The sequence below is a fragment of the Brevibacillus sp. HB1.2 genome (assembly GCF_013332495.1).
In the GTDB taxonomy this organism is placed as follows: Bacteria; Bacillota; Bacilli; order Brevibacillales; family Brevibacillaceae; genus Brevibacillus; species Brevibacillus porteri.
The window spans coordinates 133129-158854 of record NZ_JABMIU010000014.1 but is presented as its reverse complement, the minus strand read 5'-3'; the positions used below and the strand labels follow the sequence as shown (position 1 = coordinate 158854).

The 25726-nt window shown below is 46.5% G+C and carries 31 protein-coding genes, 1 tRNA gene and 1 riboswitch; of the genes, 19 read left to right on the top strand and 13 right to left on the bottom strand.

The genetic code is table 11. The annotated features are described in order from the left end of the window. Window positions 1–125 precede the first annotated feature (125 nt). Window positions 126–201: transfer RNA gene (locus tag HPY28_RS24935), tRNA-Thr, on the bottom strand. Window positions 202–377: 176 nt separating this feature from the next. Further along, entirely contained in the window at window positions 378–1247 is an 870-nt protein-coding gene (locus tag HPY28_RS24930; protein ID WP_017251143.1) for a YitT family protein, read from the bottom strand. A 241-nt stretch (window positions 1248–1488) separates the two neighbouring features. Between HPY28_RS24930 and HPY28_RS24925 the strand changes: the two genes are divergently transcribed. Continuing rightward, a complete protein-coding gene (locus tag HPY28_RS24925) occupies window positions 1489–1785 on the top strand; it encodes a Fur family transcriptional regulator (RefSeq protein WP_017251144.1) in 297 nt (98 codons plus the stop codon). Between the two features lie 70 nt (window positions 1786–1855). Here the strand turns inward: HPY28_RS24925 and HPY28_RS24920 are convergent, their stop codons facing one another. Beyond that, window positions 1856–2698: an aldo/keto reductase gene (locus tag HPY28_RS24920; RefSeq protein WP_069848323.1), complete on the bottom strand. Its 843-nt coding sequence runs from the start codon at window positions 2696–2698 to the stop codon at window positions 1856–1858. A 174-nt stretch (window positions 2699–2872) separates the two neighbouring features. Here HPY28_RS24920 and HPY28_RS24915 point away from each other — a divergent pair, with 174 nt between their 5' ends. Together HPY28_RS24915 and HPY28_RS24910 are read left to right on the top strand one after the other, a co-directional pair. Continuing rightward, window positions 2873–3232, top strand: coding sequence for a winged helix-turn-helix transcriptional regulator (locus HPY28_RS24915; protein WP_017251146.1), 360 nt, complete (start codon window positions 2873–2875; stop codon window positions 3230–3232). A 75-nt stretch (window positions 3233–3307) separates the two neighbouring features. Continuing rightward, window positions 3308–4252 carry an aldo/keto reductase gene (locus HPY28_RS24910; RefSeq protein ID WP_174231647.1) on the top strand — a complete coding sequence of 315 codons (945 nt, stop codon included), beginning with the start codon at window positions 3308–3310 and terminating at the stop codon, window positions 4250–4252. A gap of 13 nt (window positions 4253–4265) precedes the next feature. Here the strand turns inward: HPY28_RS24910 and HPY28_RS24905 are convergent, their stop codons facing one another. After that, window positions 4266–5072: a serine hydrolase gene (locus HPY28_RS24905; protein WP_174231641.1), complete on the bottom strand. Its 807-nt coding sequence runs from the start codon at window positions 5070–5072 to the stop codon at window positions 4266–4268. A gap of 167 nt (window positions 5073–5239) precedes the next feature. Between HPY28_RS24905 and HPY28_RS24900 the strand changes: the two genes are divergently transcribed. After that, window positions 5240–6352: a GerAB/ArcD/ProY family transporter gene (locus HPY28_RS24900; RefSeq protein WP_174231640.1), complete on the top strand. Its 1113-nt coding sequence runs from the start codon at window positions 5240–5242 to the stop codon at window positions 6350–6352. Between the two features lie 18 nt (window positions 6353–6370). On the opposite strand, the gene HPY28_RS24895 is transcribed toward HPY28_RS24900, so the two are convergent. Both HPY28_RS24895 and HPY28_RS24890 read right to left on the bottom strand, forming a co-directional pair. Further along, window positions 6371–7051, bottom strand: coding sequence for a copper homeostasis protein CutC (locus tag HPY28_RS24895; protein WP_174231639.1), 681 nt, complete (start codon window positions 7049–7051; stop codon window positions 6371–6373). An 18-nt stretch (window positions 7052–7069) separates the two neighbouring features. Further along, entirely contained in the window at window positions 7070–8077 is a 1008-nt protein-coding gene (locus HPY28_RS24890) for an asparaginase (protein ID WP_174231646.1), read from the bottom strand. Between the two features lie 172 nt (window positions 8078–8249). Next, window positions 8250–8293, top strand: a riboswitch (PreQ1 riboswitch). A 276-nt stretch (window positions 8294–8569) separates the two neighbouring features. Here HPY28_RS24890 and queC point away from each other — a divergent pair. From queC to HPY28_RS24820, 14 genes are all read left to right on the top strand, one after another. Next, window positions 8570–9238, top strand: coding sequence for a 7-cyano-7-deazaguanine synthase QueC (gene queC / locus HPY28_RS24885; RefSeq protein WP_017251152.1), 669 nt, complete (start codon window positions 8570–8572; stop codon window positions 9236–9238). Next, window positions 9238–9726 (top strand): 6-carboxytetrahydropterin synthase QueD, encoded by a 489-nt coding sequence (gene queD / locus HPY28_RS24880; RefSeq protein ID WP_017251153.1) that lies wholly within the window; start codon window positions 9238–9240, stop codon window positions 9724–9726. Before queC ends, queD begins: the two co-directional genes overlap by 1 nt. Then, window positions 9723–10442: a 7-carboxy-7-deazaguanine synthase QueE gene (gene queE, locus HPY28_RS24875; protein WP_017251154.1), complete on the top strand. Its 720-nt coding sequence runs from the start codon at window positions 9723–9725 to the stop codon at window positions 10440–10442. Before queD ends, queE begins: the two co-directional genes overlap by 4 nt. A 42-nt stretch (window positions 10443–10484) precedes the next feature. Continuing rightward, complete coding sequence (gene queF, locus HPY28_RS24870) at window positions 10485–10982, top strand: preQ(1) synthase (protein ID WP_007729714.1); 498 nt, start codon at window positions 10485–10487, stop codon at window positions 10980–10982. 137 nt (window positions 10983–11119) lie between these two features. Next, window positions 11120–11323, top strand: a complete 204-nt coding sequence (locus HPY28_RS24865) for a hypothetical protein (RefSeq protein ID WP_017251155.1) — start codon at window positions 11120–11122, stop codon at window positions 11321–11323. 198 nt (window positions 11324–11521) lie between these two features. Continuing rightward, on the top strand, window positions 11522–11959 hold the full coding sequence (locus HPY28_RS24860; protein ID WP_017251156.1) for a hypothetical protein: 438 nt from the start codon (window positions 11522–11524) through the stop codon (window positions 11957–11959). Window positions 11960–12139: 180 nt separating this feature from the next. Continuing rightward, a complete protein-coding gene (locus HPY28_RS24855; protein ID WP_174225473.1) occupies window positions 12140–12505 on the top strand; it encodes an HsmA family protein in 366 nt (121 codons plus the stop codon). A gap of 260 nt (window positions 12506–12765) precedes the next feature. Continuing rightward, complete coding sequence (locus HPY28_RS24850; protein ID WP_173623056.1) at window positions 12766–13443, top strand: hypothetical protein; 678 nt, start codon at window positions 12766–12768, stop codon at window positions 13441–13443. 139 nt (window positions 13444–13582) lie between these two features. Further along, complete coding sequence (locus HPY28_RS24845; RefSeq protein WP_173623055.1) at window positions 13583–13939, top strand: group I truncated hemoglobin; 357 nt, start codon at window positions 13583–13585, stop codon at window positions 13937–13939. A gap of 235 nt (window positions 13940–14174) precedes the next feature. After that, complete coding sequence (locus tag HPY28_RS24840; protein ID WP_026043294.1) at window positions 14175–14354, top strand: hypothetical protein; 180 nt, start codon at window positions 14175–14177, stop codon at window positions 14352–14354. Between the two features lie 20 nt (window positions 14355–14374). Then, window positions 14375–14845 (top strand): GNAT family N-acetyltransferase, encoded by a 471-nt coding sequence (locus HPY28_RS24835; RefSeq protein WP_174225629.1) that lies wholly within the window; start codon window positions 14375–14377, stop codon window positions 14843–14845. Window positions 14846–14916: 71 nt separating this feature from the next. Further along, a complete protein-coding gene (locus HPY28_RS24830) occupies window positions 14917–15204 on the top strand; it encodes a hypothetical protein (protein WP_173623054.1) in 288 nt (95 codons plus the stop codon). Between the two features lie 102 nt (window positions 15205–15306). Further along, entirely contained in the window at window positions 15307–15870 is a 564-nt protein-coding gene (gene lepB / locus HPY28_RS24825) for a signal peptidase I (protein ID WP_017251163.1), read from the top strand. Window positions 15871–16019: 149 nt separating this feature from the next. Continuing rightward, entirely contained in the window at window positions 16020–16358 is a 339-nt protein-coding gene (locus HPY28_RS24820; protein WP_082192224.1) for a YmaF family protein, read from the top strand. A 44-nt stretch (window positions 16359–16402) separates the two neighbouring features. Here HPY28_RS24820 and cydC read toward each other — a convergent pair whose 3' ends face one another. The 6 genes from cydC to HPY28_RS24790 form a co-directional block, all read right to left on the bottom strand. Then, the gene (gene cydC, locus HPY28_RS24815) at window positions 16403–18160 is read right to left on the bottom strand and encodes a thiol reductant ABC exporter subunit CydC (RefSeq protein WP_174231638.1); all 1758 of its coding nucleotides are present in this window, start codon (window positions 18158–18160) and stop codon (window positions 16403–16405) included. Continuing rightward, a complete protein-coding gene (cydD, locus tag HPY28_RS24810; protein WP_174231637.1) occupies window positions 18157–19902 on the bottom strand; it encodes a thiol reductant ABC exporter subunit CydD in 1746 nt (581 codons plus the stop codon). Before cydD ends, cydC begins: the two co-directional genes overlap by 4 nt. Beyond that, a complete protein-coding gene (gene cydB, locus HPY28_RS24805) occupies window positions 19902–20915 on the bottom strand; it encodes a cytochrome d ubiquinol oxidase subunit II (protein WP_173623051.1) in 1014 nt (337 codons plus the stop codon). The genes cydD and cydB overlap by 1 nt, the downstream gene beginning before the upstream one ends. Continuing rightward, window positions 20905–22320, bottom strand: coding sequence for a cytochrome ubiquinol oxidase subunit I (locus HPY28_RS24800; RefSeq protein WP_174231636.1), 1416 nt, complete (start codon window positions 22318–22320; stop codon window positions 20905–20907). Before HPY28_RS24800 ends, cydB begins: the two co-directional genes overlap by 11 nt. Window positions 22321–22789: 469 nt before the next feature. Beyond that, window positions 22790–23545, bottom strand: coding sequence for a hypothetical protein (locus tag HPY28_RS24795; RefSeq protein ID WP_174231635.1), 756 nt, complete (start codon window positions 23543–23545; stop codon window positions 22790–22792). After that, the gene (locus HPY28_RS24790) at window positions 23535–24119 is read right to left on the bottom strand and encodes a sigma-70 family RNA polymerase sigma factor (protein WP_174231634.1); all 585 of its coding nucleotides are present in this window, start codon (window positions 24117–24119) and stop codon (window positions 23535–23537) included. The genes HPY28_RS24795 and HPY28_RS24790 overlap by 11 nt, the downstream gene beginning before the upstream one ends. Window positions 24120–24247: 128 nt before the next feature. Here HPY28_RS24790 and HPY28_RS24785 point away from each other — a divergent pair, with 128 nt between their 5' ends. Continuing rightward, the gene (locus HPY28_RS24785; protein WP_174231633.1) at window positions 24248–24643 is read left to right on the top strand and encodes a hypothetical protein; all 396 of its coding nucleotides are present in this window, start codon (window positions 24248–24250) and stop codon (window positions 24641–24643) included. Window positions 24644–24794: 151 nt separating this feature from the next. Here the strand turns inward: HPY28_RS24785 and HPY28_RS24780 are convergent, their stop codons facing one another. Further along, window positions 24795–25670 (bottom strand): pentapeptide repeat-containing protein, encoded by an 876-nt coding sequence (locus HPY28_RS24780; RefSeq protein WP_017251171.1) that lies wholly within the window; start codon window positions 25668–25670, stop codon window positions 24795–24797. Between the last annotated feature and the right edge of the window lie 56 nt (window positions 25671–25726).

Here is a 25726-nt window from a genome sequence, read left to right as displayed (position 1 = left end):
GTTACTGGTTCAAAGCTGGCAAATCATTTAATGATAGACTCATCAACGCTTTCGCTGTTCAGTTTTCAAAGAGCATTTCGCGCTATCAAGCGCTCCGTTTCATTTCCCTACTACAGATTATGTAGTGGTGCCGGCGATAGGACTTGAACCCACAACCCCCTGATTACAAGTCAGGTGCTCTACCAATTGAGCTACACCGGCATTTGTTTGTTTTCGTTGTGTGCGTTTCGTGTGTGTCCCGCTCACGAGATTTAATATAGCACGTATAAATTTTAAATGCAATAGAAAATCTAAAATAATTTCATTCAGAATAAAAATCGAACAAAAAAAGAGCAGTGGAACGACTCCCCCACCGCTCTTTTCTTCTATATATAATATTAACCCGCTCGAAAGCCCTCTCCCAACACTTCCTGAGCAGGGCACAAAATAATGAAGGCATCCGGGTCCACGGAACGCACCATGATTTTCAGCTTACTCACTTCACTTTGGCTAACCACTGCCATGAGCACCTTACGCGCGTCGCCGGTATATCCACCAGCACCATCCAACAAAGTGACGCCACGATCCAAATCATACAAGATGGTTTCTCTCAGCGTATCTGTTTCATTCGAAATGATATAAGCGACCTTGGATGTATTCCAGCCCATCTGAACAATATCAATCGTCTTGCTGGTCACAAACAACGCGATAAGTGCATACAATGCTTTTTCCGGATCGAATACAATCCCCGCAAACAAGATCACTAGTCCATCAAATACAGCTACACATGCACCCAAGCTAAACCCTGAATATTTGTGGAGGATTTGTGATGCAATGGAAAAACCGCCCGTCGATCCTCTCCCCCGAAACACGATACCAATCCCAAGCCCTACCCCGATTCCCCCATAAATACTTGCCAGCAGGAGGTTCGTCGTTAACGGCTGTAGGTGACTGGTCAGCATGACACACAACGGGAGAACAATCGAACCAACCGCCGCCTTCATACTGTATTGCCGATCGAGTAGTTTAAATCCTAATAGAAACAAAGGAATATTCATTGCCCATTGCACGACTGCTGGAGAAAAGCCAAACAAGTTATGCAAAATCGTAGACAGCCCAGAAACGCCTCCAGAAGCAATTTGGTTTGGATTCAGAAACAGATTGAAACTTGTTGCCAATACTAGCGATCCTAGAACCAGCATGCCGTATTCGAGTATTTTTCGCTGCGGACTGTTCATCTGGATTGCGGTTCGTCTTTTTCGTGCCACATGGTTCCACTCCTGACATTATCACGTAAGAAAAATCCGCACATACACTACCATGTTTTGGTCGAAAAGAAAACCCCTATTTCCTCATCCCTCTTATGTAAGATTTACGCATCCCTCAGAAACATGCACGCTCATGCCAAGAGCTGGATAAGATATGGAAAGAAAAAGTTGACTGTACACAAAATAAAAAGGATAATTATAATATAGTAATTATTATAATCTAAGAACGGGGTGACCTGTAATGGATCAACATATTGTCAGTGTCACACAACAAGTAAAGCATCTAGGAAAAAGATTAACCATCCAAAGAAGAGCCGTACTCCTTCTTATGCTTAGCAATCGGAAATACTATACAGCCAAAGACGTTTACCATGCTTTAAAAAACGAGATGCCAAACATCACACTCTCAACCGTTTACACCAGCCTGCGCTTTTTCGTGAAAATGGGTATTCTCAAGGAGCATGTTCACCACGACTCCCCCAATCAATTTGAATGTGTGGTAACCATGGACGACATTCAGTTGCCAGAAGTCATTTGATTCCTACTCCTTTTCCTCAACGCAAAAAACTCCTGAAATCATCAGGAGTTTTTTTGTATGCTGTCAGCTATTAAAAATCAAAGTTATCCGGGTCTGGACCAACTCGGTGATTTTGGTTCAGCGCATGAATCATTTCCATGTCTTCTTTAGACAGTTCGAAATCAAATACGGATGCATTCTCGACGATTCGATGCTCCTTGGTCGACTTTGGAATGGTCACAACGCCATTTTGCAAATCCCAGCGTATAATGACTTGAGCAATGGACTTCCCGTATTTTTCTGCCATTCCCTTTAGTACTGGATTGTCCAATAGTTGTCCTTGCATCAGCGGAGACCATGCTTCAAATTGAATTCCTTGCTCCTTGCAGTAGGCACGTAGTTCATCTTGGGACAGGCGCGGATGGAATTCCACTTGGTTCACCATCGGCTTAATCTCAGCGTCTTTAAGCAGTTCCTCTAAATGATGAACGTGGAAATTGCTTACCCCGATGGCTTTTACCAACCCTTTTTTGTATAGCGTCTCTAATGCTCTCCATGCTTCTTTGAACTTTCCTTCTACCGGCCAGTGAATGAGGTACAAGTCCAGATATTCCAGCCCGAGTTTTTTCAGGCTCGTCTCATATGCTTCCAACGTGGACTCATACCCCAAATCCGAATTCCATACTTTCGAGGTAACAAAAAGATCTTCTCGCGTGATGCCCGCTTCCTGCAAACCTGCACGGATTCCACGGCCAACACCTTCTTCGTTGTTATAAATAGCGGCTGTGTCGATACTGCGGTAGCCGTGCTTGATTGCTGTTTTTACAGCTTGCTCGAGCTCCTGACCTTCCTCTACTTTAAAAACACCTAGACCCACCCAAGGCATTTTTACTCCGTTGTACAGCGTAGTCGTATCTTGCAAATGTTTTGGCATAACTTGTCTCCTCCATCCATGTTCTCTATGTTAGTATGACTGTTTCCAGTCACCCAATGTGCTTCATGTCGTTTGACAAGTGTTATTATGAGAGAAACTAACCAAAAGAAAAAGTACGCACTTTTTTGTGTGATAGGCACCAAAAAGTACCTATCATTCAGGAGGAAATCAACTGTGAAGAAGAAGTATAACATATCAGTGGAAGCCACACTCGAAGTCATCGGCGGTAAATGGAAATGTGTTATTTTGTGTCACCTGACTCACGGAAAAAAACGTACGAGTGAGTTGAAAAGACTGATGCCGGGTATTACGCAGAAGATGCTGACGCAGCAACTGAGAGAGCTTGAAGACGATGGCATCATCAACCGGATTATTTACAATCAGGTTCCGCCAAAAGTGGAGTATGAGCTCAGTGAGTACGGCTGGACCTTGAAAAGTATTCTCGATTCGCTCTGCTTATGGGGCGAAAAGCATATCATTAAGGAATACGGCGACAAGTATGCTGTATTGGAAGAAAGTATCTTAAATCAATAATAGAATGGGAGTAGGTGAAGTGGCTTGGGAGCAATCGAAACGCCTGTATTACGTAAATTGGGCAGCTCAGACCTGATGCTTTCTCCTCTAGGCCTAGGCTGCTGGCAGTTCAGCAATGGACAGGGAATGGTGGGGAAGTTTTGGCCTGTCATTGGACCTCACGATGTTTTACAAATTGTGCAGACGAGTTTGCGTGGGGGCATAAACTGGTTTGATACTGCGGAAGTATACGGCAAAGGTCAATCAGAACAGATGCTGGCAAAAGCCTTAAACGACGCCGGGCCACTAGCGGATTCCGCTCATATTGCGACGAAATGGTGGCCTGTCCTGCGCACCGCCAAAAGTATCGGGAATACAATCGACGAACGCATTCGTTTGCTCGATAACCGCACCATCCATTTGCATCAAGTCCACCAGCCGTACTCCTTATCTTCTGTTGCAAGCGAAATGAATGAAATGGCCAAGCTCATCAAACAAGGCAAGATTCAGAACGTGGGCGTCAGTAACTTTTCCGCCAAAAGTATGCGAGAAGCCGATCGCGTATTGCGCGAGCACGGTCTGCGTCTTATCTCCAATCAAGTGAAATACAGCCTGCTGGACAGAAGGATCGAACAAAACGAGATTCTGGATACGGCAAAAGAGTTGGGCATTGCGATTATCGCCTATTCTCCGCTTGAGCAAGGGATTCTAAGCGGCAAATTTCATAAGAATCCAGCCCTTGTCCAGTCCATTACAGGCCCCCGAAAATGGACATCCGCCTTTCGTTCTGCCGGGCTAAAAAAGTCTCAGCCCCTCATCACGGTCCTCGAGGAGCTGGCACACAGATACGATGCATCCGCTACACAAATCGCCTTGAACTGGTTGATTCACGCTCATGGTGAAACGGTCTTTGCGATTCCAGGCGCTTCCAAAGTCCATCATGCGGAGGAAAATGTCAAATCCATGCGCTTTTCTTTGACATCGTCTGAATTGCAAGAGATCGATGCAGCCTCCAAGCAAGTTTTAGCTATCAACAAATGAAAAAGCTGCCGATCTAATCGACAGCCAGAATGGCGTAGTCATACACAGCTCTTCCCAATAATCCTAGTGTGTTCAGAGCGGATTGAGCGGTTACATATTTGGATAAGGCCGTAATGGAAAAGCAGCGATTGTTCGTATACAGCAAGCCTACATCATGCTGTCTACCGGTATCCCAGCCCGATTTACACGGCAGTTCCCATACAGGATAATTGGATTCTTCCTCGCTTGGCAATTGGGACGGCAGACCATTACGGACTTGCTGCTTTTTCATAATGGCGATCATCTCTTTACAGGCACGCTCCGACAAATAACTGCCCGTTGCCAGTTGACCTAGCATACTCGCAACATTCCCAGCCGTTATCTTATTGTTTTCTGTGATGTCGAGTGGATAAATCATCAGCTTGCGTGAATAACAGCTTTGGCGCATTCCCAGATCGATCATAGTCTGGTCGATCTTCGCTTTTCCTACCAAATCAATCAGCATATTTGTCGCCGTATTGTCGCTCTGAATAATCATGAGGGTCACCAAGTCGCGAATCGTAAGCTTCAAGCCTGGAGATAGCGCGTACAAAATCCCCGATCCCCCAACCAAATCCTCTTGGCGTAGAACAAGCGGATCATCCAATCGAAAATGCCCTTGCTCACTTGCCGCGAAAACGGCTGCCATGATCGGCACTTTGATCACACTCTCCGCAATAAACAGCTCGTCCGGTACATGCTCAAAACGTGTCCCTTTAGCTGAGCCCTGTTCCTCCACAACGACGCCCCAAGTCCCCTCCGCTTGTCCGATAATGGCCGACAACCTTTTTTCCAGCTCCACAGCTTTTCTTCCTTTCTCCTGTTGGCTTATCGTTTCTTGCCGCTTTCTTTTTATCATACTATTCGGAAAACGAATCAGACAAGAGACTACACCTGCTTACGTTTCGTTTATCCATCCTGAACTTGGAAATAATACGTAAGATAAACCTACGGACAAGGTGAGACTTCATGCAGAACTCCGATAAGATTGGCAGCCGTCAATTTGTCATCCTCGTCACATTCATCACCATAGGAGATTCCATTCTGATCTTACCTTCCGTACCTGCGACTGAAGCAAGTCACGATGGATGGCTATCAGGATTGATCGGCATGGTACTGGGGCTAGCCATCGTATACTTGTTTTGTGTAGTCGGTCGCATCTACCCCGAACAAACGCTGATTGAAAAGAGCAAGCTCATATTTGGGCGTTGGCTCGGCACGTTCTTTTCTCTCTTCTTTTTGGGAGCTATTTTAATCAACGGCGCTGTCTATATACGGACGATTGGGGAATTCATGACCACGCACATCATGAAAGCAACACCCATCCATGCTGTCATGTTTCTATTCGTTGCCTCCGCCATATACGCTGTTCGATTAGGCCTTGAAGCTTTTGCACGGACCAGCGAAATTTTTTTCCTCTGGTTTGTCCTTACGTTCGTTATGTTTTTACTTTTGTTAAGCCCTCAGTTCCAATTCGAGAACCTTTTCCCCTTCATGGAAAATGGCATAAAGCCCGTCATAAGAGGAGTATTTGCAGTCACGGCTTTTCCCTTCTCGGAGCTGGTTATTTTTCTCATGATCACTCCGCTCCTCGATGCAAAACAAAAGCTCACGTCTGCTTTTTTGCGCGGAGCCATTTACGGTAGTATTTGTCTACTTGCCGTCATCTTCTCATCGCTTTTGGTGCTCGGCCCGGAATTGGTTTCCCGTGAGACATTTCCGAGCTACTCCCTCGCCAAACGAGTCCATGTAGGAGAGTTCTTTCAAAGGCAGGAAGCAATGATGGCTCTCATGTGGTTTGTCTCCATTTATTTCAAAGTCGTACTGTATATGTATGGTTTCTGCGTGGGTATAAAGCAGCTTCTCCATTTAAAGGGGCATCAGTCGCTCACCATGCCCATTTGTATCTTATTTGTCGCCATCGCGATTATCATCGTTCCAAACGGAGCTTTTTTATACGAAACGTATACGTATTGGCCATTCTTTGATTTAACAAAAGGCTTCCTGTATCCGCTGATTCTCATCGTCGGTTATTGGATACGGAAGCAAATAAAAAACAAGCCGGCATCCTTCCAGAAATAAGATGTCGGCTTGTTTTTGCTATAGTAGTTGTTTGATGGCTGCCACTCGCTCTGCATCGACGTATCGGAGAGCCTGTCCTTCTTCTCGTACTGCCGATCCAAAATGAATCTCTTTGACACCCGTACGTTTCACGAGGTCTCCCACGTTAGCCAGCGACAATCCGCTTCCTGCCAAAATCGTGAGTTGTGTGTTCTCCGTCAGCTTGACGAGCTGCTCGATGCAATCAGCTCCCTCGATGGCCGTTTTTTTACCGCCAGAGGTCAGAATGGTACGAACTTGGGGATATTCCAGGAGAATACGCGCTGCTTCGATTTGATCTACAGCATCATCAAAAGCACGGTGGAACGTCACATTCAAAGTACCTGACTCTCCAAGTAACAGCTCCACTCCCCGCTGATCGAGTCTATTTTCTGGAGTCAGCATGCCAAATACGACACCTGCTGCCCCAAGCTCACGGATGATACGTACATCCTGCCGCATGACCGCAAGTTCTTCTGCTGTATAGCAAAACGATTGGCTATGCGGTCGCACCATGACGTTTACCGGGATGGAAACCGCCTTGACCACTGCGTCAATCAATCCCCAGCTCGGAGTAATGCCTCCCTCCAAAATTCCCGAGATGAGCTCCAGCCTGTCAGCTCCACCCTGCTCTGCACGTTTTGCATCCTCAACTGAAGTCGCAATCACTTCCACTAGCATGATACTTCGCCTCCGTTATTAGCATTTGTTCAAGACAAAAACTGGTCGTTTCTCCCCTACCACCAACTGATTATCGTTTTTAATGGCTTTTGGCGCCAGCGCATGCAGTCGGTCGATGGTTTCCTGATTCTCATACTGAATCTGCTCCAAGATCGATGCGATAATAAGCGGCCATACTAATTCAGAGCCATTCAGTACCTTAAGCGAGAAGCTGAGTCTCTCTTTTTTCAAAGCAAAGCCGTATACGCCCATCGCTCCGCCTTTGGCGATTATATTTTCATCCATTAAAAGCGCTGTACAGATGAAGTTGTGACTGGCAATGATCTCGGGACTGCTCGTCATCCAGCCTGTCACTCTCCCTACAGCCTCACGCGTCATGTGATCCTCGATCAGATCCGGGCACGCGAGCTTTAGATATGCGATCGCCAGATGCTTGAGCGGCAGCGCAAAAACCGGGAAGCCACAGCCGTCGACGCTGAGCTGAACCTGCTCTTTTGGATAGTCAGCCAGGTTGGCAAACACCTCTAATGCCTCCTGTTGCGCTGGATGCTCTGCCTTGTAGTAATCATGAGTGGAATATCCTTGATCCTTTGACAACGCCAAGTACCCCAAGTGCTTTCCTGCACAATTATGAAAGAGCCTGCGTTTTTCTATGCCTTGGGACAAGCAAGCAAACTTCGGCTCCTCGTTGAGCGGATAAGTCGGGCAAGTGAGCAATTCGTCTTCCTGAATGCCGGTCTTTCGTAAAATCGACTCCAAGCCTTCCATATGATAGACTTCACCACGATGTGAGGCCGCAAAGAGTGCTGCTTCGCTGCTGTTCAGTCCGAATTTTTCATCAATTTTACGTTTAGCGATGGGAATGGCTTGAAAGGGCTTCGCTGCGGAGCGCAATAAGGTGATATGGTTCTCATCTCCTGCCCGATAAGCCACCTCTCCTTTTTCATTCACGCCGCACACGATGCCGTTATGTACGTTCTCCAGAATGCCGCCGCGATATTCTTCCACGAAAGGGACATCTCTCATCAAAATCACCCGCTCCACTCCATGTTGATCGATTATGAAAAAACACTAGCAGTAGCACCCTCCATCCGTCAATCTTTTTCCAAACGATAATCCCCCCACTTCGGCGCTGATTGTTGTATAATGTCTCAAGGTGCCCATTTGGGTTCCACAAATAAGAAATCCGTGCATCTGCACGGGAGAGGTTCGCGAACTCCCTCTATAAAAAACTAAGCAGGATAACAGTACCTTTCTTTGGTATTGTTTTTGTTTTTTTGATGGAAAGTTCAAGAACTCTCTTTCTTCTAATTCAATCAAAGTGTGTGTTCAAAAAGTCGGCTTTTCAGCACCGAGAAAGTGGTGAGAACCTGAAAAAGGTGGAGCGGAGTGTAGGGAACCTACATGAGCACCGGACTTCGAAGGTGGACGCCAGTTTCGATGTCGAATCAGCTTTCAGAACGACTTCGTGATCAAAAGACGACTTTTTGAACTACCTCTACAAGGAGATGGAGAGCAATGAAAAAGGAAAAAGCCGTCGTTGTCTTTAGCGGAGGTCAGGACAGCACTACCTGCCTGTTTTGGGCGAAAGAGCAATTCGGCGAAGTAGAAACCCTCACGTTTGATTACGGGCAGCGACACAAGCTGGAGATCGAGTGCGCCCAACAAATTGCCGCAGAGCTCGGCGTCAAAAACTCCGTATTGGACATGAGCCTGTTAAACCAGCTCGCGCCCAATGCACTCACCCGCACAGATATTGACATTACCCAGGAAGAAGGCCAATTGCCATCCACGTTCGTTGACGGACGCAACCTGTTGTTCCTTTCCTTTGCGGGCGTTTTCGCCAAGCAACGAGGAGCACGTCACTTGGTTACCGGTGTATGCGAAACGGATTTTAGCGGTTATCCCGACTGCCGTGACGCCTTTATCAAATCACTGAATGTGACGTTGAATTTGTCGATGGACTATCCGTTTGTGATTCACACGCCGCTCATGTGGCTGAACAAAGCACAAACGTGGAAGCTGGCGGACGATCTGGGTGCCTTCACCTATATTCGCGAAAATACCCTCACCTGCTATAACGGCATCAAAGGAGACGGCTGTGGCGAATGCCCTGCCTGCCACCTGCGAAAAGCTGGACTGGACACTTATCTTTCCGAGAAAAATCAACCTGGAGAACAAGCCTGATGAGCGCGAACTTTGATTTTCGTATTGTCGATCGCATGCAGGCACTGGGTACTCATATTCAAAAATCACAGCTTCGCTACCATAACAAACGCGTTTTGGTAAGCAAGGAATTTACTTTTGACGCTGCACATCATCTGCACGCCTATGAAGGAAAGTGCAAAAATCTCCACGGCCATACGTACACGGTCGTCTTCGGCATCAGCGGCTTTCCGGACGAGATCGGACTCGTGATCGATTTCGGTGACATCAAGCAAATCTGGAAAGAGCACATCGAAATTTATTTGGATCATCGTTATCTGAATGAAATGCTCCCTCCAATGAATACCACCGCCGAAAACATGGTCGTGTGGATTTTCGAAGAGATGGAAAAGCAATTGCAGTCAGATGCCTACCGCGACCACTACAACGACGCTCGGGTAGAGTTCGTTCGCCTATTCGAGACACCGACCAGCTATGCAGAGGTAAGACGGGAGTGGATGATGGAATGATCCCGGTCTTGGAAATATTCGGCCCTACGATTCAGGGCGAAGGAATGGTTATCGGACAAAAAACGATGTTTGTGCGAACAGCTGGCTGTGACTATCGTTGTAGCTGGTGCGACTCCGCTTTTACCTGGGATGGATCTGCCCGCGATGAGATCCAGCAAATGTCTCCCGAGGCGATCTGGGAGGAGCTCACTCGCTTGGGCGGGGATCGTTTTTCCCATGTCACGATCTCCGGGGGAAATCCTGCGCTTTTGACTGGCATCGGCGACTTACTCACCCTGTTGAAGGAGCATGGCATTCGCACAGCAATCGAAACACAAGGCAGCAAGTGGCAAGCATGGCTTCCACTGATTGACGACATTACGATTTCACCCAAGCCGCCTAGCTCCGGGATGGAAACAGATTTTCAAGCGCTTGATCGAATTGTACACGAGCTTTTGGAACAAAAACATCCAGGACTTAGCCTGAAAGTGGTTGTTTTCGACGACGCCGACTTTGCCTATGCACGCACCATTCATCAGCGTTTTCCAGAGGTACCTTTCTACTTGCAGCCAGGAAACAGTGATCTGACGGACGCTGATACGCCTCGGCTTCGGGATAAGCTTTTGGAGAGCTTTGAATGGCTAGTCGATCATGCGATGGCGACACCTGACATGAATGACGCGAAGGTTCTACCCCAACTACATGCGCTTGTCTGGGGCAATAAACGAGGCGTTTAAACGATATTTTACTCACATGGAAGAAAAGAGGACTGTACTCATATGGCACATCAACAAGAACGCGATTTATCCTCCCTCACTCTTTTAGGGAATCAAGGCACAACGTACAACTACTCCTATGACCCGAGCGTATTGGAGTCTTTTGACAACAAGCATCCGTACCGTGATTATTTCGTAAAATTCAACTGCCCGGAATTCACGAGCCTGTGCCCGATTACCGGTCAACCAGACTTTGCGACGATCTATATTAGCTACATTCCTGACATCAAAATGGTAGAGAGCAAATCACTCAAGCTGTACTTGTTCAGCTTCCGCAATCACGGCGATTTCCACGAAGATTGCGTCAACGTCATCATGAACGATTTGATCAAGCTGATGGACCCCCGCTACATCGAGGTATGGGGCAAGTTCACTCCGCGCGGCGGTATCTCGATCGATCCGTATTGCAACTACGGGAAACCGGGGACAAAGTACGAGGAGATGGCGAGTCATCGGATGATGAATCATGATATGTATCCGGAAAAAGTGGATAATCGGTAGAGCCAACAGGTTATGAAAAAGGAAAAACCCTTATTGTAAATAAGGGTTTTTCCTTTTTCAATTGGAAACCAGGCTCGCGATTGTTGGTGTGACTCTACTCCTTCTGCTACGGTTTACTGCGGAAGGAGGTGATTACTATGACCAAGCATCTGTATTTTTACGCAAGTTTCGAAGATGCAGCGCGACTCAATCGGGAGTTGATTCAGCTGGGCTACAGGAATTACTATCTGGAGCCGCACGAACACCTAGTTGCTTTTGTTTTCGAGCCCGTTACCGAGGTGAGTCACGCCATCTTGAGACACTTGTTTGATGCAGATGATCTGTCACACTTAGAAAACTAACGCTGCAGGGCTGGTGCTCCTCAAAGGGGCATCAGTTCCTATTCCTTGGTTGCCTGCTGTTTTCAGCTTTGATGGGCTGCCTAAGTACTCCTTTAAAAGGGGCGCTTTTTAGATATTATTTCCCACCTGAAAATATTGCTAATTTTTGGGTGTAAAGGTAATGTATTGTTGAATATAAATAAATTGGAGGTTATGACATTGAAAAAATTTATCCAATCCACACTTCTCGCATTTTCTGCCATGCTTGTTATTCCGACAAGCGCAATAGCTAGTAGTACCCAACCTCAGTCTACAGAGGCGATTGCTCCTGTTTCGAAGACCACAGAAGTTTTGCGTTACACTAAATTAGAGAGTAGAAGCTCACTTGACTCTAAATGGTTCGATATTCAGTCACCTGGAAAGATTACTGTTCATGTAACGCAGAAAGGCAGGCTTTCCTCCATTAAACCCAACTTAACCTATCGAATCTTGAGTGCAGATGGTTCTAGTCGTCCATTAGGTACTGGACGTTTTGAGGGTAGCGGATCCTTTACTTTTACAAGCACCAAAGAATTACCCGTAGGAAAATACTATATATTGGTATCGAACACTGGAATCGGGAGAGCAGTGGGAACCGTGTCGGTGACAATTCCTTAAATATTTGGATTATTTATGGAGGCTTTCGCATATGAAAGCCTCTTTTCTCTACGCAACTAGTTGCTAACGGATACTTACTCTAGACACGTAACCACGTAACGATTGTGTTCATCTCTCGTTCATATTCAACGATTACACTTACAAGCGTAGTCAAAAGAAATGAACAGGAGATGATCTTACGTGTTAGCAGCAGCGGTGATTTTTATAAATCTTGCTCTCATTGCCTATACGATTGGAGTATGGGGCGAAAAACGTTCTGGAGAGCTAAAGTCGAAACACCTTATCTTTTTTGGTTTGGGTTTAGTATTCGACACGATTGGAACAACGTTTATGAAATTCCTCGCAGACGGTTCCAGCTTGAATTTGCATGGCATTACCGGGTTGATCGCTTTGATCTTGATGTTTTTCCATACAGTGTGGGCCTGTGTCGTTCTATGGAAAAAGAAAGAACATCAAATCAAGCAATTCCATAAATTTAGCCTAATCGTATGGATTCTATGGCTTGTACCTTATTCCATTGGAGTGGCTTTAAGCTTTATGAAATAGGACTACTCTCCATTTCGCTCCGCATGCGAACAATCTACCCTTCCCTCCACCCTCTCAACTGATGAGAGGGTCATTTGCTTTTCTCTCGGCTGTTCAACATATCGTCAACTTTGCCTAGCATTCGACAATATCTCCTACAGTAATGAGAATAACAATAGTATAAAATGGAATAAATTGATATTTTTGTAATGTACAACAATTGATTACTACTCGATGAACGTTTTCTAAATAACATTCACCATAAAGAAAGGTTGATGCTCATGTTTAAAAAAGCACTTATTATCCTGTCATTAAGTTCAGTCGTCGTAGTACCCTCTCTAGCCACACAAGTCCAAGGGGCAGCACTCCCTACACAGGAAAAGGCAACCACCTACGCTTCCAATAAAAAAATCAGAAACGCCATGTATGGGGAAGAAATCTGGGTGTCGCTTACCTCCCCTATTCCAGCCGGATGGGTTATCGTTAGAAGTTTAGGAACGCAGAACCTGATCAGGAATGTGAACGGTGCTTCTTATGGCGCGGAGGTAGAGGTGCTGCTAGCTTCGCCTATCCCAAACGGATGGGTCATGGTTCGAGCCTTTAGAGGATCGAATGTAATCAAGAATATGAACGGTGCTTCTTATGGTACGGAGATAGAGGTAATGCTCGCCTCGCCTATTCCAATCGGATGGGTCATGGTTCGAGCCTTTGGAGGATCGAATGTAATCAGAAATGTTGATAATGCTTCGTACGGCACGGAGGTAGAAGTGATGCTCGCTTCGCCTATCCCAAAAGGATGGATCATGGTTCGAACCTATGGAGGATCGAATGTGATCAGAAATGTCAATGGTGCTCCTAACGGAACACAGATTGAGGTACTGCAAGCCTCACCTGTTCCTGAAGGATGGATCATTATCAGTTCAGGTGGAAATTCGAAAGTGATCAGGAAAGTTGGCTAAAACAAAGCGCACATGACATACATCTAGTCCGCAGGCTGACGTCGAAATGCAATCGGCATCAGCTTGCGGGCTTTTCTTTAATAAGTTTCCATCAATCGTGGAATATATAAGGGAAGCAACTTTCCTAAGGAGGTCACTGATGAGCACGTTTTACGAGAAATATGGTGGGGAAGATACGGTCGCAAAAGTAGTGGACTACTTTTATGATTTAGTTTTAGCTGATGACACCGTGAACCACTTTTTCAAAAACACCGATATGGAAAAACAGCGTAGACACCAAACAAAGTTCATCAGCTATGCCCTCGGTGGTCCAAATCAATACACAGGACACTCCATGGCAAAGGTTCACGAAGGGATGAATCTGCAACCCATTCATTTTGATGCCATCGTTAGGCATTTGCGTGATGCCCTGACTCACTTTGGTGTCAGCGAAGAAGATATTTCCGATGCTCTGAGCAAAGTAGAGTCACTACGGGAGGACATCTTGTATAAATAACCGAGTATCAAAACGCTTGATGCCATGGTTCAGGGAACCCCTTCCGTTCCCGGAACAGAGCCAACAAACAGACTGACACCTCAACCCAGTGGATTACGTTCCTCTCAGTGGCCTTCGCTTTCGATTGGCCATTTTTAGTTTGTTCATACACATTTTGTAAAACTCTTAGCAACTCTATTTTCTTCATTACGTATATGATAGGAGCAACCTATTAACAATGGAGGCAGATTCGAAAATGGAAGATCAATATTTTGTTGGCTGGGGTACATTGGCCCTCATCAACGCTGGACTAGCTCAAGGAAAAAATCGTAGCGGCCTTAATTGGTTTTTTCTCTCTTTACTCCTCGGCCCTATCGCAACGCTAATCATTGTAGTCTGGGAAAAATTGCCTGAACAGAAAGACTTGTCACAGTGAGCATGAAGGAGGCACGCATGATGCAAATCCGAAATGTACAAGAGCAAGACTACCTTAAAGTTATTTCGGTCCTCAACGACTGGTGGGGTGGGCGACAAATGTCTGATATGTTACCCAAGCTGTTTTTTGTCCATTTCCAGTCAACGAGCTTTATTGTTGAAGAGAATGGAGAAGTCATCGCTTTCCTCATCGGGTTCTTGTCCCAGACGTTCCCTGGAGAAGCTTACATTCACTTCGTTGGGGTACATCCGGACAAACGAAAGGATGGATGGGGCCGCGAATTATACCACCATTTCTTTCAAACCATAAAACAAAAAGGATGCGATACGATTCGATGCATTACCTCTCCTGTTAATAAAGGTTCAATCTCCTTCCACACCAAGTTAGGTTTTATGGTTGAAAAAGGAGATAAAATGGTGGATGGAATCGACGTGACTTCTAATTATGATGGAAATGGAAACGACCGGGTTTCGTTTGTTAAAAAGATTTAATCTGATTGAAACGTTTTTTCCTTTTAAACGTAATTACAGTTAAATTACCCCAAAAATAACAGGTGGTTCTCATGCTTAAGGCACTTGGTTTTGGAGCTGCTTTGCAGATCCTCTGTATGATCATAGCAATAAAGACGGGGAACATCGATCAAGCTGGCCATTATGCGGAGTACCTTGCATTCGGTCTCCTTACGCTAGCTGGATTAATGGTTTATAACGCCCTTAGCGCCCCCTCAGCCTATTACAAAGAACATGAAGTGCAAGATTATAAAAGCAGATGGAAATGGACTTTTTATTTCCTGCTCGCCTCTGTCCCCAGTGGCATTTTTGCTGTCATCTTTTTCAGCTTTTTTGCTTAATTCCTTTTGCTTCCCAAGCTTCTCTTTTCATTTACGTAACCAAAAAGCACCACTTCACGTACTAATCAATAGCCACACCAAAGTAATCTGTCACGTGGAAGGATGCGGTCTGATTTGAAAAGCGTAAAAGATATATGGGGCTGGACCAAAACGTTGGGCATCTCCCTTTCACTCGCGATGCTGGTTAACATATTTGTTCTCCAACCTTTTAAAGTGAATGGACAATCGATGGTGCCCACTTTGCAAAACGACGAACGCATCTATGTGTCGAAATTGTCCCACACATTCTCTTATCTCCCTGAGTACAACGATATTGTCGTGATCGACAGCCGTGTAGACCGAGATCGTACGTTACAAGATGACATCCTTGAAAATCCTCTCCTCATGCTCGCCATGGGGAAAAGCGATGCCAAAACATTCTGGGTAAAACGAGTCATTGGCAAACCCGGCGATACTTTGGAGTTTAAGAACGAGAGCCTGTATCGGAATGGTCAGTCGTTAAATGAGCCGTACATAAAAGAAAAGATGGTCAACGTACCTGATGCCAAAATCGTCATACCGGAAAACCATGTGTTTGTGATGGGAGATAATCGTAACAATAGCGATGATAGTAGAGTCATTGGCGTGATTCCACTCGATCATATCATGGGGAAAAAACTATTTTAATCAGACGAGAGCCTTTTCCAATGGGGAAGGCTCTTTTGCTTTTAGTGTTCTGCATTTGCAAGTTATTGAACGCATAGACGAATGTCCGTTTCGAAACGCCCGACAAACGCATTTACTAGTGATAAATGCATGCAAAGGGGCGTTTCTTAATGAGCTCTCAGCACTCTCATTCATTACGCTTTATTCGATTTGCCGATCGGCCCGGGCATTTTCATGGATATGATACACTGACTAGCATTTCGGATCGTCATCGTCACCGAATACGTGGCAGAACGTCTCCGCCAGAAGGAATGAGAGATCAGCATGTCCATTATTACGAAGGAACCACTACGTTTAATGATGGACATGTGCATCACTACAGGGGATGGACGGGTCCGCCTATTCCGCTGCCGGACGGAAGTCATTACCACGAGTTTTCAGGGCAAACCACTTATGATGACGGGCACACCCATTACTACCGGGGTGTAACCAGCGAGGCCCTCTCTTAAACGAAAAAGGCTATCCCTCTCCGGAACAGCCTGTCTTCCTCTTCTTATATTTCCATCACAGACGCCAACGGACAGTCCAATGTATACAGGTTGCGATACCTTGGATTGTCCTGATACAACTGCTCATGTGTCCCTCGCATCGAGATGACTCCCTGCTCCATAAAAATAACCTCGTCCATTTGCTCTACACCGCTCAAGTGGTGAGTCACCCAAATGAATGTTTTCTCGTGCAAGACACGGAAGATCGTTGCCATGAGATCGCGTTCAGTCAACGGATCTAATCCCACCGTCGGCTCATCAAGGAGAACAATCGGCTTGTTTTGCAACAAAATCCGGGCAAGGGCTATACGCTGCCTTTCTCCGCCAGAGAAGCGCAAACCGGTTTCCTGCATCCGGGTTTGATAACCGTCCGGTAGGGATTCAATCAGCTGATCCAGACCGACTTGAGCTGTCACAGCACGCACTTCTTCATCGGACGCATCGGGTCGTCCAAGCCGGATGTTATTGGCTACGGTTGTGTCAAACAAATACGGCTGCTGATTCAACACGGAAAACAAACAAGCAGAATCCTCTTCTGATTGGACAGGCTGCCCATTTACTGTCACCTGACCTGCTTCCGGCTGTATGGCACCTCGAATCAAGTTCAGTATCGTCGATTTACCAGCTCCGCTGCGACCGAGCAACGCGATTTTCCCTCCTTGAGCCACCTCAAAAGACACGTCCTGCACACTCCAACTGCTGGCTTGTGGGTAGCGAAAATGAACATGATCGAGCTTCAAACTGCCCCCTGCTTGATCAGCCACCTTTTCCTTCTGCGCCTCCACACTGGCTGGACGACTGCCCTCAATCTCCCGAAGCCGCCCCAGAGACTCCTTGTATTCTGGCATTCGCACAACAGCGTCAGAAATACGGGCAAACGCATCCATCAACGGAAATGCGACCAGCCCTATCGCAGCAATCAACGTAGCAGGTATCTGATTCGTTGCGGCAAGTCCGCCCGCCCAGATGACCAGTAAGGCAATGGCTCCACCGATTGCACACTGCGACATCCACTGGACTCGCCATTCTCCGCGTCGAATGGAGTTTTCGATCTGGGCAGCTGACTTTTGCCGTCTTGTAAACAACTGGAGAAACTGCTGTGTACGACCACTGAGAATCCAGTCACTCATGCCAAAAACAGCATCAGTCAGCTCCCGGTATGCTGCCTGTCTCTCCTGCTTGAACCTCCGACTCTTGGCAATCGATGACCACAAGATAACTGCGGGTGTAACAAACAGCAGAAACCCACAGTACAACGCCATCAGCAGCGCGAACATCCCGTCCATTCTTCCCAGTGCCACAATACCTGCCCCGTAGAGGAGAACCGCCGATACAGCAGGTAGCACAAAGCGCAGATAGACATTTTGTAGTTGCTCGATGTCATCCGCAAGTACACCAAGCAGATCTCCCGTACGAAAACGAGTGCGGAGGAGCTGTGCTTGCGGCTCGATGGCCTGATACAAACGCACACGCATACGCGATAACACACGCAAAGCTGCATCGTGTCCAACCAAACGCTCCAGGTATTGAATGACTGCTTTGCTAAAGCCAAAAGCCCGGACAAGTACAATGGGAACATAGACCATTAAGACGTTTTCAGGCTTGAGTGCGGAGCGGGAGATCAGATACCCGGACGTATAAAGCAAAGCGCCCGCACATGCCACTGCCAAGGTTCCCAGCAAAGCCGCTGCGGCAAACTGCCAGAAAAATTGGCGAAAGTATGGAAGAAACCACCCCTGATTGCCTTCTCGCGCTTCCTTCATCCTTTCTCCCCCTTGGCACCAGCTGTCAACAACCGATAAAATACGCTTTTTTGTGCAACGAGCTGTTCATAGGTACCCGCTTCCACCAGTCGTCCCTGGTCGATTACCCAAATCCAATCCATGTCTCGCATCCAATGCAAACGATGTGTGGCCAAAAATACACGCCTGTTCCCCAGCACCGACAACATGGTCTGTTTTAGCTCCCATTCCGTTTCAATATCTAAGTGAGCGGTCGGCTCGTCGAGCAAAATCACTGGTCGGTTGCCAAGCAGCGCACGTCCCAATGCAACCCGCTGTGCCTGTCCGCCGCTTAACGTGCGGCCCCCTTCGCCAATGATTTCGTCACAGCCATTTGGCAAGCTGTCCACCAGCTCTGTAAGACCGACATCACGAATCACCTGCTCCACCTGTTCCTTCGTCGCTTCCGGCTCATAGAAGCGAATGTTATCCGCCAACGATTGATTGAATAAATACGGATGCTGTGGGATGTAAGCGATTTGCCGTTGCCACTCCTGCTTCGCATCCCCCGTAACGGGTTGCCCATCTACTTGTATCACACCAGCTTCGGGATCAGAAAATCCGCCTAGCACTCCGAGAAGGGTTGATTTTCCAGCCCCGCTCGCTCCAACGATGCCCACTCTTCTCATGTTGCTGCCCAATTCCCCAGATATCTCACCCAGTAGCTGTCTGCCATCCTCACCGACGACACGAATATGGGACAAAGTAATCGTTCCATCCCATCCGCCTGTCAGAGACGTCTGGCTATTTGTTGCTTGTGTTTCCTCCTTATGTTCATCTGTTGCGGCACTATCTATAATGGTACGAATAGTCCCCAAAGCTTCCTTGCCATCCAATGAGGCGTGGTAGTCCGATCCCAGCATCCTCACTGGCAAAAAGTATTCCGGTGCAAGAATCAGGATAACCAATGCCGTTTCAAACCCAAAGTTTCCTTCAATCAGCCGCAACCCAAGACCGACTGCCACAAACGCAACCGACAACATGCTGAAGAAGTCGAGTGCCAATGATGACAAGAAGGCGATGCGCAACGTACGCATCGTAGCGGATCGATATTGATCACTCACTCTACCGACGGTCTCCCCATGGTCTTTGCTACGTCCCAAAAACCGGAGCGTCGCAAGCCCACGAAGCGAATCGGTGAAGTGATGGGATAGCATTCGATACGAGCGCCATTGTTTGTCTGCTTGTTTACGCGCCGCCAGACCGAGTACGATAAAAAAGCCGATGAGAACAGGCATCGTTACCGTCAGGATCAGTCCAGAAATCATATCTTGCATGTAGACAAATGCCAGAAGCGGAAACGTAACAAAAACCATATCTAGCGTACGTGGAACAGACAACTCCAGGTAAGTACGTACACGATCTACACCTTCCAGGACAAGCGTAACAATCTTTCCGCTTCCTTCACTGGCGGCAAAACGTGGACCACGCTCGAACAATCGGGATAGAACTCTCCCTTGCAAAGACTCACTAGATGCTTCAGCAAAACGGCCAGCGACTTTCTTTTGCAGCCAAACGATGGTATGACGAGCAGCTATCGTGACCAAAAACAGTGCAAGCGGCTGATACGCCATCTGAACCGCTTGACCTTCAAACAAGATCGCGATCGACTTCGCCAAAAGCAGTGCCTGACCGATAATCGCCGCACTTTGTAGGAGGGAAAGACCGGCTAGCAGCAGCATAACCGGTCGGATTCCTTGTAATCGGAACAATTCCTTGTCCATTAGTACTCCAAATGATCCTTTTCAGTGACTCGCTTGTGGAAAACGAAGTAGCTCCAAGCCTGATAGGCTAGCACAAACGGTAAAAGCACTGCTGCAACAATGGTCATTGCTTTTAACGTGTATGGACTCGAAGCTGCATTATAGAGGGTCAAATCAAACGCGCTATCAATCGTGCTGACCATCACCCGTGGGAACAAACCGATAAACATCGAGACGAACGTCAACAGGATCATCGTACCTGTCATCCCGAAAGCCCATCCTTCCCTGCCTTGTCTCAGGTAGTAACGAGCCAGTACAAAAGCGATAACACCCAAGAGTACAGCTGCTGTCAACAAAACACCCTGGCGCTCAAACAGATCGGTTACCATGAATGTCCACCCTACAAGCACCACCATGAGAACCGCTTGCATCGGCAACAGCTTTGCCGCCAGTACACGTGATTTTTCACGCAACTCGCCTACCGTGCGCAGCGAGATGAAGTTCAGGCCGTGCAGCAAGCATAGTCCTGTAACGGTCACTCCTGCCCACAACGAGTAACCATTCACAATGTCAGAGAAGCCCGCAGTCATTTCCATATTCTGATCAATCGGCACACCTTTCACCAGGCTGGCAAAGATCATACCGAACAACATCGGCGGTACAAAGCTTCCAATCAGAATCGCTGCGTCCCACGTCTTTTTCCAAGCCTCACCTTTCCCTTTGCCTCTAAATTCAAATGCTACCCCGCGTCCAATCAACGCAAGCAGAATCAGCGTAAGCACGAGATAATACCCGCTAAACATCGTGGAATACCACTCCGGAAACGCTGCGAACATCGCACCAGCAGCTGTAATCAGCCAAACTTCATTGGCATCCCAGAACGGGCCAATCGTATTGATCAAAACCCGGGTTTGCAAATCATTTCGTGATAGCAGGCGCGTCGCCATACCTACACCAAAGTCGAAGCCTTCGAGAAAGAAAAATCCGGTAAATAGAACGGCAATGAGCAGGAACCACAGTTCATTAAGCTCCATAACGTTCACTCCTTACACGATCAAATGGATCCTGAAGCTGTAAATCCTCTACTTCCTCATGACTATCCATATCCGGTCCTTTTTTCGCCACACGAGCAAACAGATAAGCCAAGAGGCAAAGCAGGATTAGATAAATTGTCGTGAAGGCGATAAGAGAGAACCATACCGCTCCTGTACTAATGCTTGGCGAAACCGAATCTTCAACACGCAGTAGCCCGAATACCGTCCAGGGCTGACGACCTACCTCCGTCATGATCCACCCAGCTGAGTTTGCGATGAATGGTAGTGAAATACCCGCAACCATCAACTGCATGAACCGCTTGTTTGGCTGTTCCAGCTTTTTGCGGAAAGTGAGATATGCCCCGTATAAAGCCAGCAAAATCATTGCACTACCGCCCGCTACCATGATGCGGAAGCTCCAGAAAGTCGTCCGAACTGGTGGAATGTAGTTTCCTGGACCGTAGGTTTTCTCATACTCTGCCTGCAATTCCAACATGCCCGGTACAGAACCTGAAAGTGAGTTGTACGTCAGGACGCTAAGCAAGTAAGGAATTTTTATTTCAAAACCGTTTTCTTGTTTTTCTGGATCAATCGTTGCAAAAACCGTCCAAGGAGCTGGGTCTGAGCTTGTTTCCCACAGCCCTTCACTCGCTGCCATTTTCATCGGTTGGGTAGCAACCAAATACTGTGCCTGACCATGACCGAATTGAGCAATAGCAAGTGAGGAGATCAATGCTACCACGATCGAAATTTTGAAAGATTGCACAAAGAATGTAACGTCTTGTTTTTTCAACAGCTTCCAAGCACTGATACCTGCTACCAAGAAGGCACCTGTCGCAAATGCCGCAAAAATGGTATGCGGGAATTCATATAGTAATTGTCCATTGGTAAGGAGCGCGAAGAAATCGACCATCTCTGCACGTCCGTTATTGATAGCGAAGCCGACTGGCTGCTGCATGAACGAGTTGGCTGCCAGAATCCAAAGAGCCGAAAGAATCGTTCCGATGGATACGAGCCAAATACATGCGAGATGCACACCTTTGGACAAACGATCCCAACCAAACACCCATAGTCCAATAAAAGTCGATTCGAGGAAGAATGCTAAGAGGGCCTCAATCGCTAGCGGTGTTCCAAATACGTCGCCGACGAATCGTGAAAAATCAGACCAGTTCATCCCAAATTGGAACTCCTGCATAATCCCTGTCACGATCCCGACAGCAAAATTTATGAGTAAAAAGGTTCCCCAAAACTTGGCCATTTTTTTGTACAAGTCATTCTTTTTTATCACATACATCGTTTCCATAATGGCTACTAATAATGACAGCCCGATGGAAATCGGCACAAAAACAAAATGAAAGATAGTTGTTATCGCAAATTGAAGTCGTCCCAAATCCACTATATCCATGTACAAGATCCCTTTCTATTCGCGCTTTGGCCTTTATGTACCGGAATTATACCAGTGGGGAAACCAGCATTTATGGCGACTTTGTGAAAAAAATCACAAATATATGTGAAAAAATTCACAATTGATTCTCTCTCTTGTAACCCCCTTTTCGCATTCATCTTCGTGAGAGAGTTCTTTGTTTTGTTTTACCCTGTATATTTCCGGTCATGTATAATTGTAGCAGGACTTTTGACCCTAGAGGGTGTCCGATTCGTTACATGATTTTTAACAGTCTGTGACTGTTTCGGATTTTCCCTTGATTTGAGCTAGACTTATGCGCCTCTACTTATTTCATTTAATGTGTAATTTATTCATTTTCTTTTAAAATATCTCAGCAGTTATCGTACGTAGAAAAAATGGACCCTTTTACGGGCCCATCTTTCCCCTATTCAGTTAACAAAGCACCAAGAGAAATTGTGCTAACAACCGCTTATTTTTGGGCGGATTTCGTTGACAAGGATTCGATTATGTTGCCGATGGTCACAGCATCAAAGCCCTTCTCTGCCATCTGGTACAACTCGTACGTGAATCCTTCATGCTCCCAAATCACGATTCCGTTGGCGAAAAACACCTTTTTCCCGGCAATGGTTTCGATCTTGACACCCTCTGTCGTGCTGATGCCATTTTCGCCACCGTTTGAAATCATCAAGGAAATAAACTCCTTCTCTTTTTCATACTGAATTTCTACCATACCCTCGCCATGAACGACCGTGTTTTTATAGGAATAATGCTCTGACAACCATGTCGGTGAGGGAAAGTCCATTTTGCTGGCTTCACGTGCTTCTTCCAATGTCATCTGTGGGGGGGCCTTACGTTCTGTCGGTATCTCGATTCCTTGGGTATTGGACTGGGCAGCAGGCAGCTCTTTATCGTATTGGGTAATTTCCATGTTCCCAACCTGAAAGCGTGCCAGGATCGTCTGGAGCATTCCTTGGGCAAATGATGTAGTCGAGAATGCACCTAAAAGGCAAACAACAGCAACAGCACTAACTGTGGCAGCTTTCCATTTATTCGTTTTCATATAGATCCCGTCCTTTTTGTTATCATTTGGTTGTATGTTTCCTGATTCCAATTTGAATTTCAGCCGATTGTATATGTTGGCTTTTGGAGTGGTGTCATCCAGCTCCAGATCAGTAAGCAAGTCGGTGAGTTCACGAAAATCGTCTAGATCATGCTTACTCTTCATAGTGGAAGCCCCCTCTTTGCAATTCTTTTTGTAGCTTTTTTAGACATCTGTAGAGCACGACGCCGATATTTGAACCGCTGACACCAAGCAGGTCTGCGATTTCCGCGTTTTTTAGTCCAGCCGCATATTTCATGGCGATGATATTGCGTTCTTTGTCACTCAGCTTTGCCAGTGCTTGAAATACCGCTTGATGATTGTCGCCCTTGATCACAATTTCTTCCGGAGATGACTTCGGCAGGACCATATCCAAAATAGAATCCAGTGAAAAACTCATTCTTTTTTTCTGTGAGCGGAAGTAATCTGTCACTGCGTTTCTGGCGATTGCAAACAACCAGACTTCAAAGTTTGATTTAGCAGGTGAATAACTGCTGTATTTAGAAATAACAACTTCAAACACATGGCTACATATTTCTTCGGCTGCATAGTGATTGTTGATCCGATAGCAAATATATTTGTAGACGCGCTTGTAATACGCACCGTAAATTTGGGCAAACGTTTCGGTCGACATGCTTTCTGTTTGCCTATCGTTTTCTTCGTTTTGACAGATGCCTGTGTTCACTTGAGCGATCTCCAACTACTTCCCCTCCCTTCTACATGAAATGAACAAATTGCGCAATTTGTTTGGTTGTGAGACTCACGCTAGTTAATACGGAAAAAGCTGAAATGTATTAACAATATTTTTCTAAGATCGGATGAAATGACATGTGGATACCGTATGAAGAAATAAGGAAGCACCACCCTGATTTTCGAGTAAAGTATCGATTTTACTCTGAAAATGAAGGCGGGAGAAAAGCAACACCGTTTCAAGGATATCGAAGTGATTTTTCTTACGATGGAGATGACATAAGAATAACAGGAATCTTTGCCATACACCCTGAATTTGAGGATGCTAACGGAAAGATCATTTTAGATAGCGCTAGCCCTGTTCCTTTAGAAGGAACTGCACGCATGTGGATTCTTTTCCCTCACATGCGTAAAGAGGTGCACACTAAAAGAGTTGAGCTTGGGGTGATCGGATATTTCATGGAAGGTCCGAAAAGGGTAGCGGTAGTCGAAGTAATCGAAATCGTTGGGTTGCATTCAAATCCAAACTTGTAAAAATGCATCTGGACTTGGAGGTAATCAAATGACTGGATTCCCAGAAATCGCCAGCGCCTTGTTTTTCTTCAATTAATCGGCCAATTCTAGTTCCCTCCCTTTACTAGCAAAAAGCAGGTTGTCAGCGAATGACATCCTGCTTTTTACATCTTCATGCTTTGGATATATCCCAGTGCGGTGGACGCGTGAACGAAGGTGGCAACTTGGTGCTTGCATCGCCCTTCGCCCCGTTGAGCTGAACCTGCGTGAGAAACAACGTCTCCGTCAAGTTCGCTCCGCTCACATCTGTATCGCGGAAATCTGCACCAATGAGATCAGCTCCCCGCAAATCTGCTCCTCTCAGATCAGCAGCAATCAAATAAGCGCCTCGCAAATGGGCTCCTCGTAAATCAGCGCCTTTGAGCTTGGCACCGATGAGATCAGCGCCTCGGCCATAGGTTTTTCCTTGCTTACCCGCTTTGTATTTGGTAACCGCGTCCTTACGTACCAATTCACTTGTCTGCAATAATAGTTCGTTAACTTTTGCTCGTTGAAAAGCGATGTCCAGCTTCAGGATGTCCTCAGGACTGTGATCCGTCAGGCGCTGTGTCTCCTCCAACGCTTCCTTCAATGCAGGATGGAGTGACTGAGCAGCTTGCTTGGTCAACGCCTCCGTTATATACCAGAGTAGCTCATGCAGCTGCCACATGATCGGAAATACTTCGTACATTTGCTTCGCTGATCCGGGTTCTTTACGCCAATCTTGGCCGCTATAAGTGACTTGAGACACCTTTTGACCAGCTCCAAAACAATCGTAGACAGTACAACCGCGAAAGCCTATCTTCCTCAGCTTTGTGTGAACACCACACCGGAAGTCTGCCTGTAAGTTACTACAGGGCTTGCCTGCGTCTTTATTGATAGCAAAGTCAGAGGAAGCAGCAAAAGGCAATGCCACACAGCACAAGCCAAAGCAGCTTTCACAGTCGCCTTGAAGATGACCCCTACTGTTATCGTCAGTCGCGTGTATGTGTTCTTGATGCGTAGCCATAAAATTATCCTCCTGGAAAAAAACACGATTCTCTCGCTCCTGGCGAAAAGAATCGT

Coding starts and splice junctions, on each gene's coding strand:
- HPY28_RS24925 (WP_017251144.1), top strand. CDS start 1,489: ATGGATCAACATATTGTCAGTGTCACACAACAAGTAAAGCATCTAGGA.
- HPY28_RS24920 (WP_069848323.1), bottom strand. CDS start 2,698: ATGCCAAAACATTTGCAAGATACGACTACGCTGTACAACGGAGTAAAA.
- HPY28_RS24910 (WP_174231647.1), top strand. CDS start 3,308: ATGCTTTCTCCTCTAGGCCTAGGCTGCTGGCAGTTCAGCAATGGACAG.
- HPY28_RS24900 (WP_174231640.1), top strand. CDS start 5,240: ATGCAGAACTCCGATAAGATTGGCAGCCGTCAATTTGTCATCCTCGTC.
- HPY28_RS24895 (WP_174231639.1), bottom strand. CDS start 7,051: ATGCTAGTGGAAGTGATTGCGACTTCAGTTGAGGATGCAAAACGTGCA.
- HPY28_RS24890 (WP_174231646.1), bottom strand. CDS start 8,077: ATGAGAGATGTCCCTTTCGTGGAAGAATATCGCGGCGGCATTCTGGAG.
- queC (WP_017251152.1), top strand. CDS start 8,570: ATGAAAAAGGAAAAAGCCGTCGTTGTCTTTAGCGGAGGTCAGGACAGC.
- queD (WP_017251153.1), top strand. CDS start 9,238: ATGAGCGCGAACTTTGATTTTCGTATTGTCGATCGCATGCAGGCACTG.
- queE (WP_017251154.1), top strand. CDS start 9,723: ATGATCCCGGTCTTGGAAATATTCGGCCCTACGATTCAGGGCGAAGGA.
- queF (WP_007729714.1), top strand. CDS start 10,485: ATGGCACATCAACAAGAACGCGATTTATCCTCCCTCACTCTTTTAGGG.
- HPY28_RS24865 (WP_017251155.1), top strand. CDS start 11,120: ATGACCAAGCATCTGTATTTTTACGCAAGTTTCGAAGATGCAGCGCGA.
- HPY28_RS24850 (WP_173623056.1), top strand. CDS start 12,766: ATGTTTAAAAAAGCACTTATTATCCTGTCATTAAGTTCAGTCGTCGTA.
- HPY28_RS24845 (WP_173623055.1), top strand. CDS start 13,583: ATGAGCACGTTTTACGAGAAATATGGTGGGGAAGATACGGTCGCAAAA.
- HPY28_RS24840 (WP_026043294.1), top strand. CDS start 14,175: ATGGAAGATCAATATTTTGTTGGCTGGGGTACATTGGCCCTCATCAAC.
- HPY28_RS24835 (WP_174225629.1), top strand. CDS start 14,375: ATGCAAATCCGAAATGTACAAGAGCAAGACTACCTTAAAGTTATTTCG.
- HPY28_RS24830 (WP_173623054.1), top strand. CDS start 14,917: ATGCTTAAGGCACTTGGTTTTGGAGCTGCTTTGCAGATCCTCTGTATG.
- lepB (WP_017251163.1), top strand. CDS start 15,307: ATGCGGTCTGATTTGAAAAGCGTAAAAGATATATGGGGCTGGACCAAA.
- HPY28_RS24820 (WP_082192224.1), top strand. CDS start 16,020: ATGAGCTCTCAGCACTCTCATTCATTACGCTTTATTCGATTTGCCGAT.
- cydC (WP_174231638.1), bottom strand. CDS start 18,160: ATGAAGGAAGCGCGAGAAGGCAATCAGGGGTGGTTTCTTCCATACTTT.
- cydD (WP_174231637.1), bottom strand. CDS start 19,902: ATGGACAAGGAATTGTTCCGATTACAAGGAATCCGACCGGTTATGCTG.
- cydB (WP_173623051.1), bottom strand. CDS start 20,915: ATGGAGCTTAATGAACTGTGGTTCCTGCTCATTGCCGTTCTATTTACC.
- HPY28_RS24800 (WP_174231636.1), bottom strand. CDS start 22,320: ATGGATATAGTGGATTTGGGACGACTTCAATTTGCGATAACAACTATC.
- HPY28_RS24795 (WP_174231635.1), bottom strand. CDS start 23,545: ATGAAGAGTAAGCATGATCTAGACGATTTTCGTGAACTCACCGACTTG.
- HPY28_RS24785 (WP_174231633.1), top strand. CDS start 24,248: ATGTGGATACCGTATGAAGAAATAAGGAAGCACCACCCTGATTTTCGA.
- HPY28_RS24780 (WP_017251171.1), bottom strand. CDS start 25,670: ATGGCTACGCATCAAGAACACATACACGCGACTGACGATAACAGTAGG.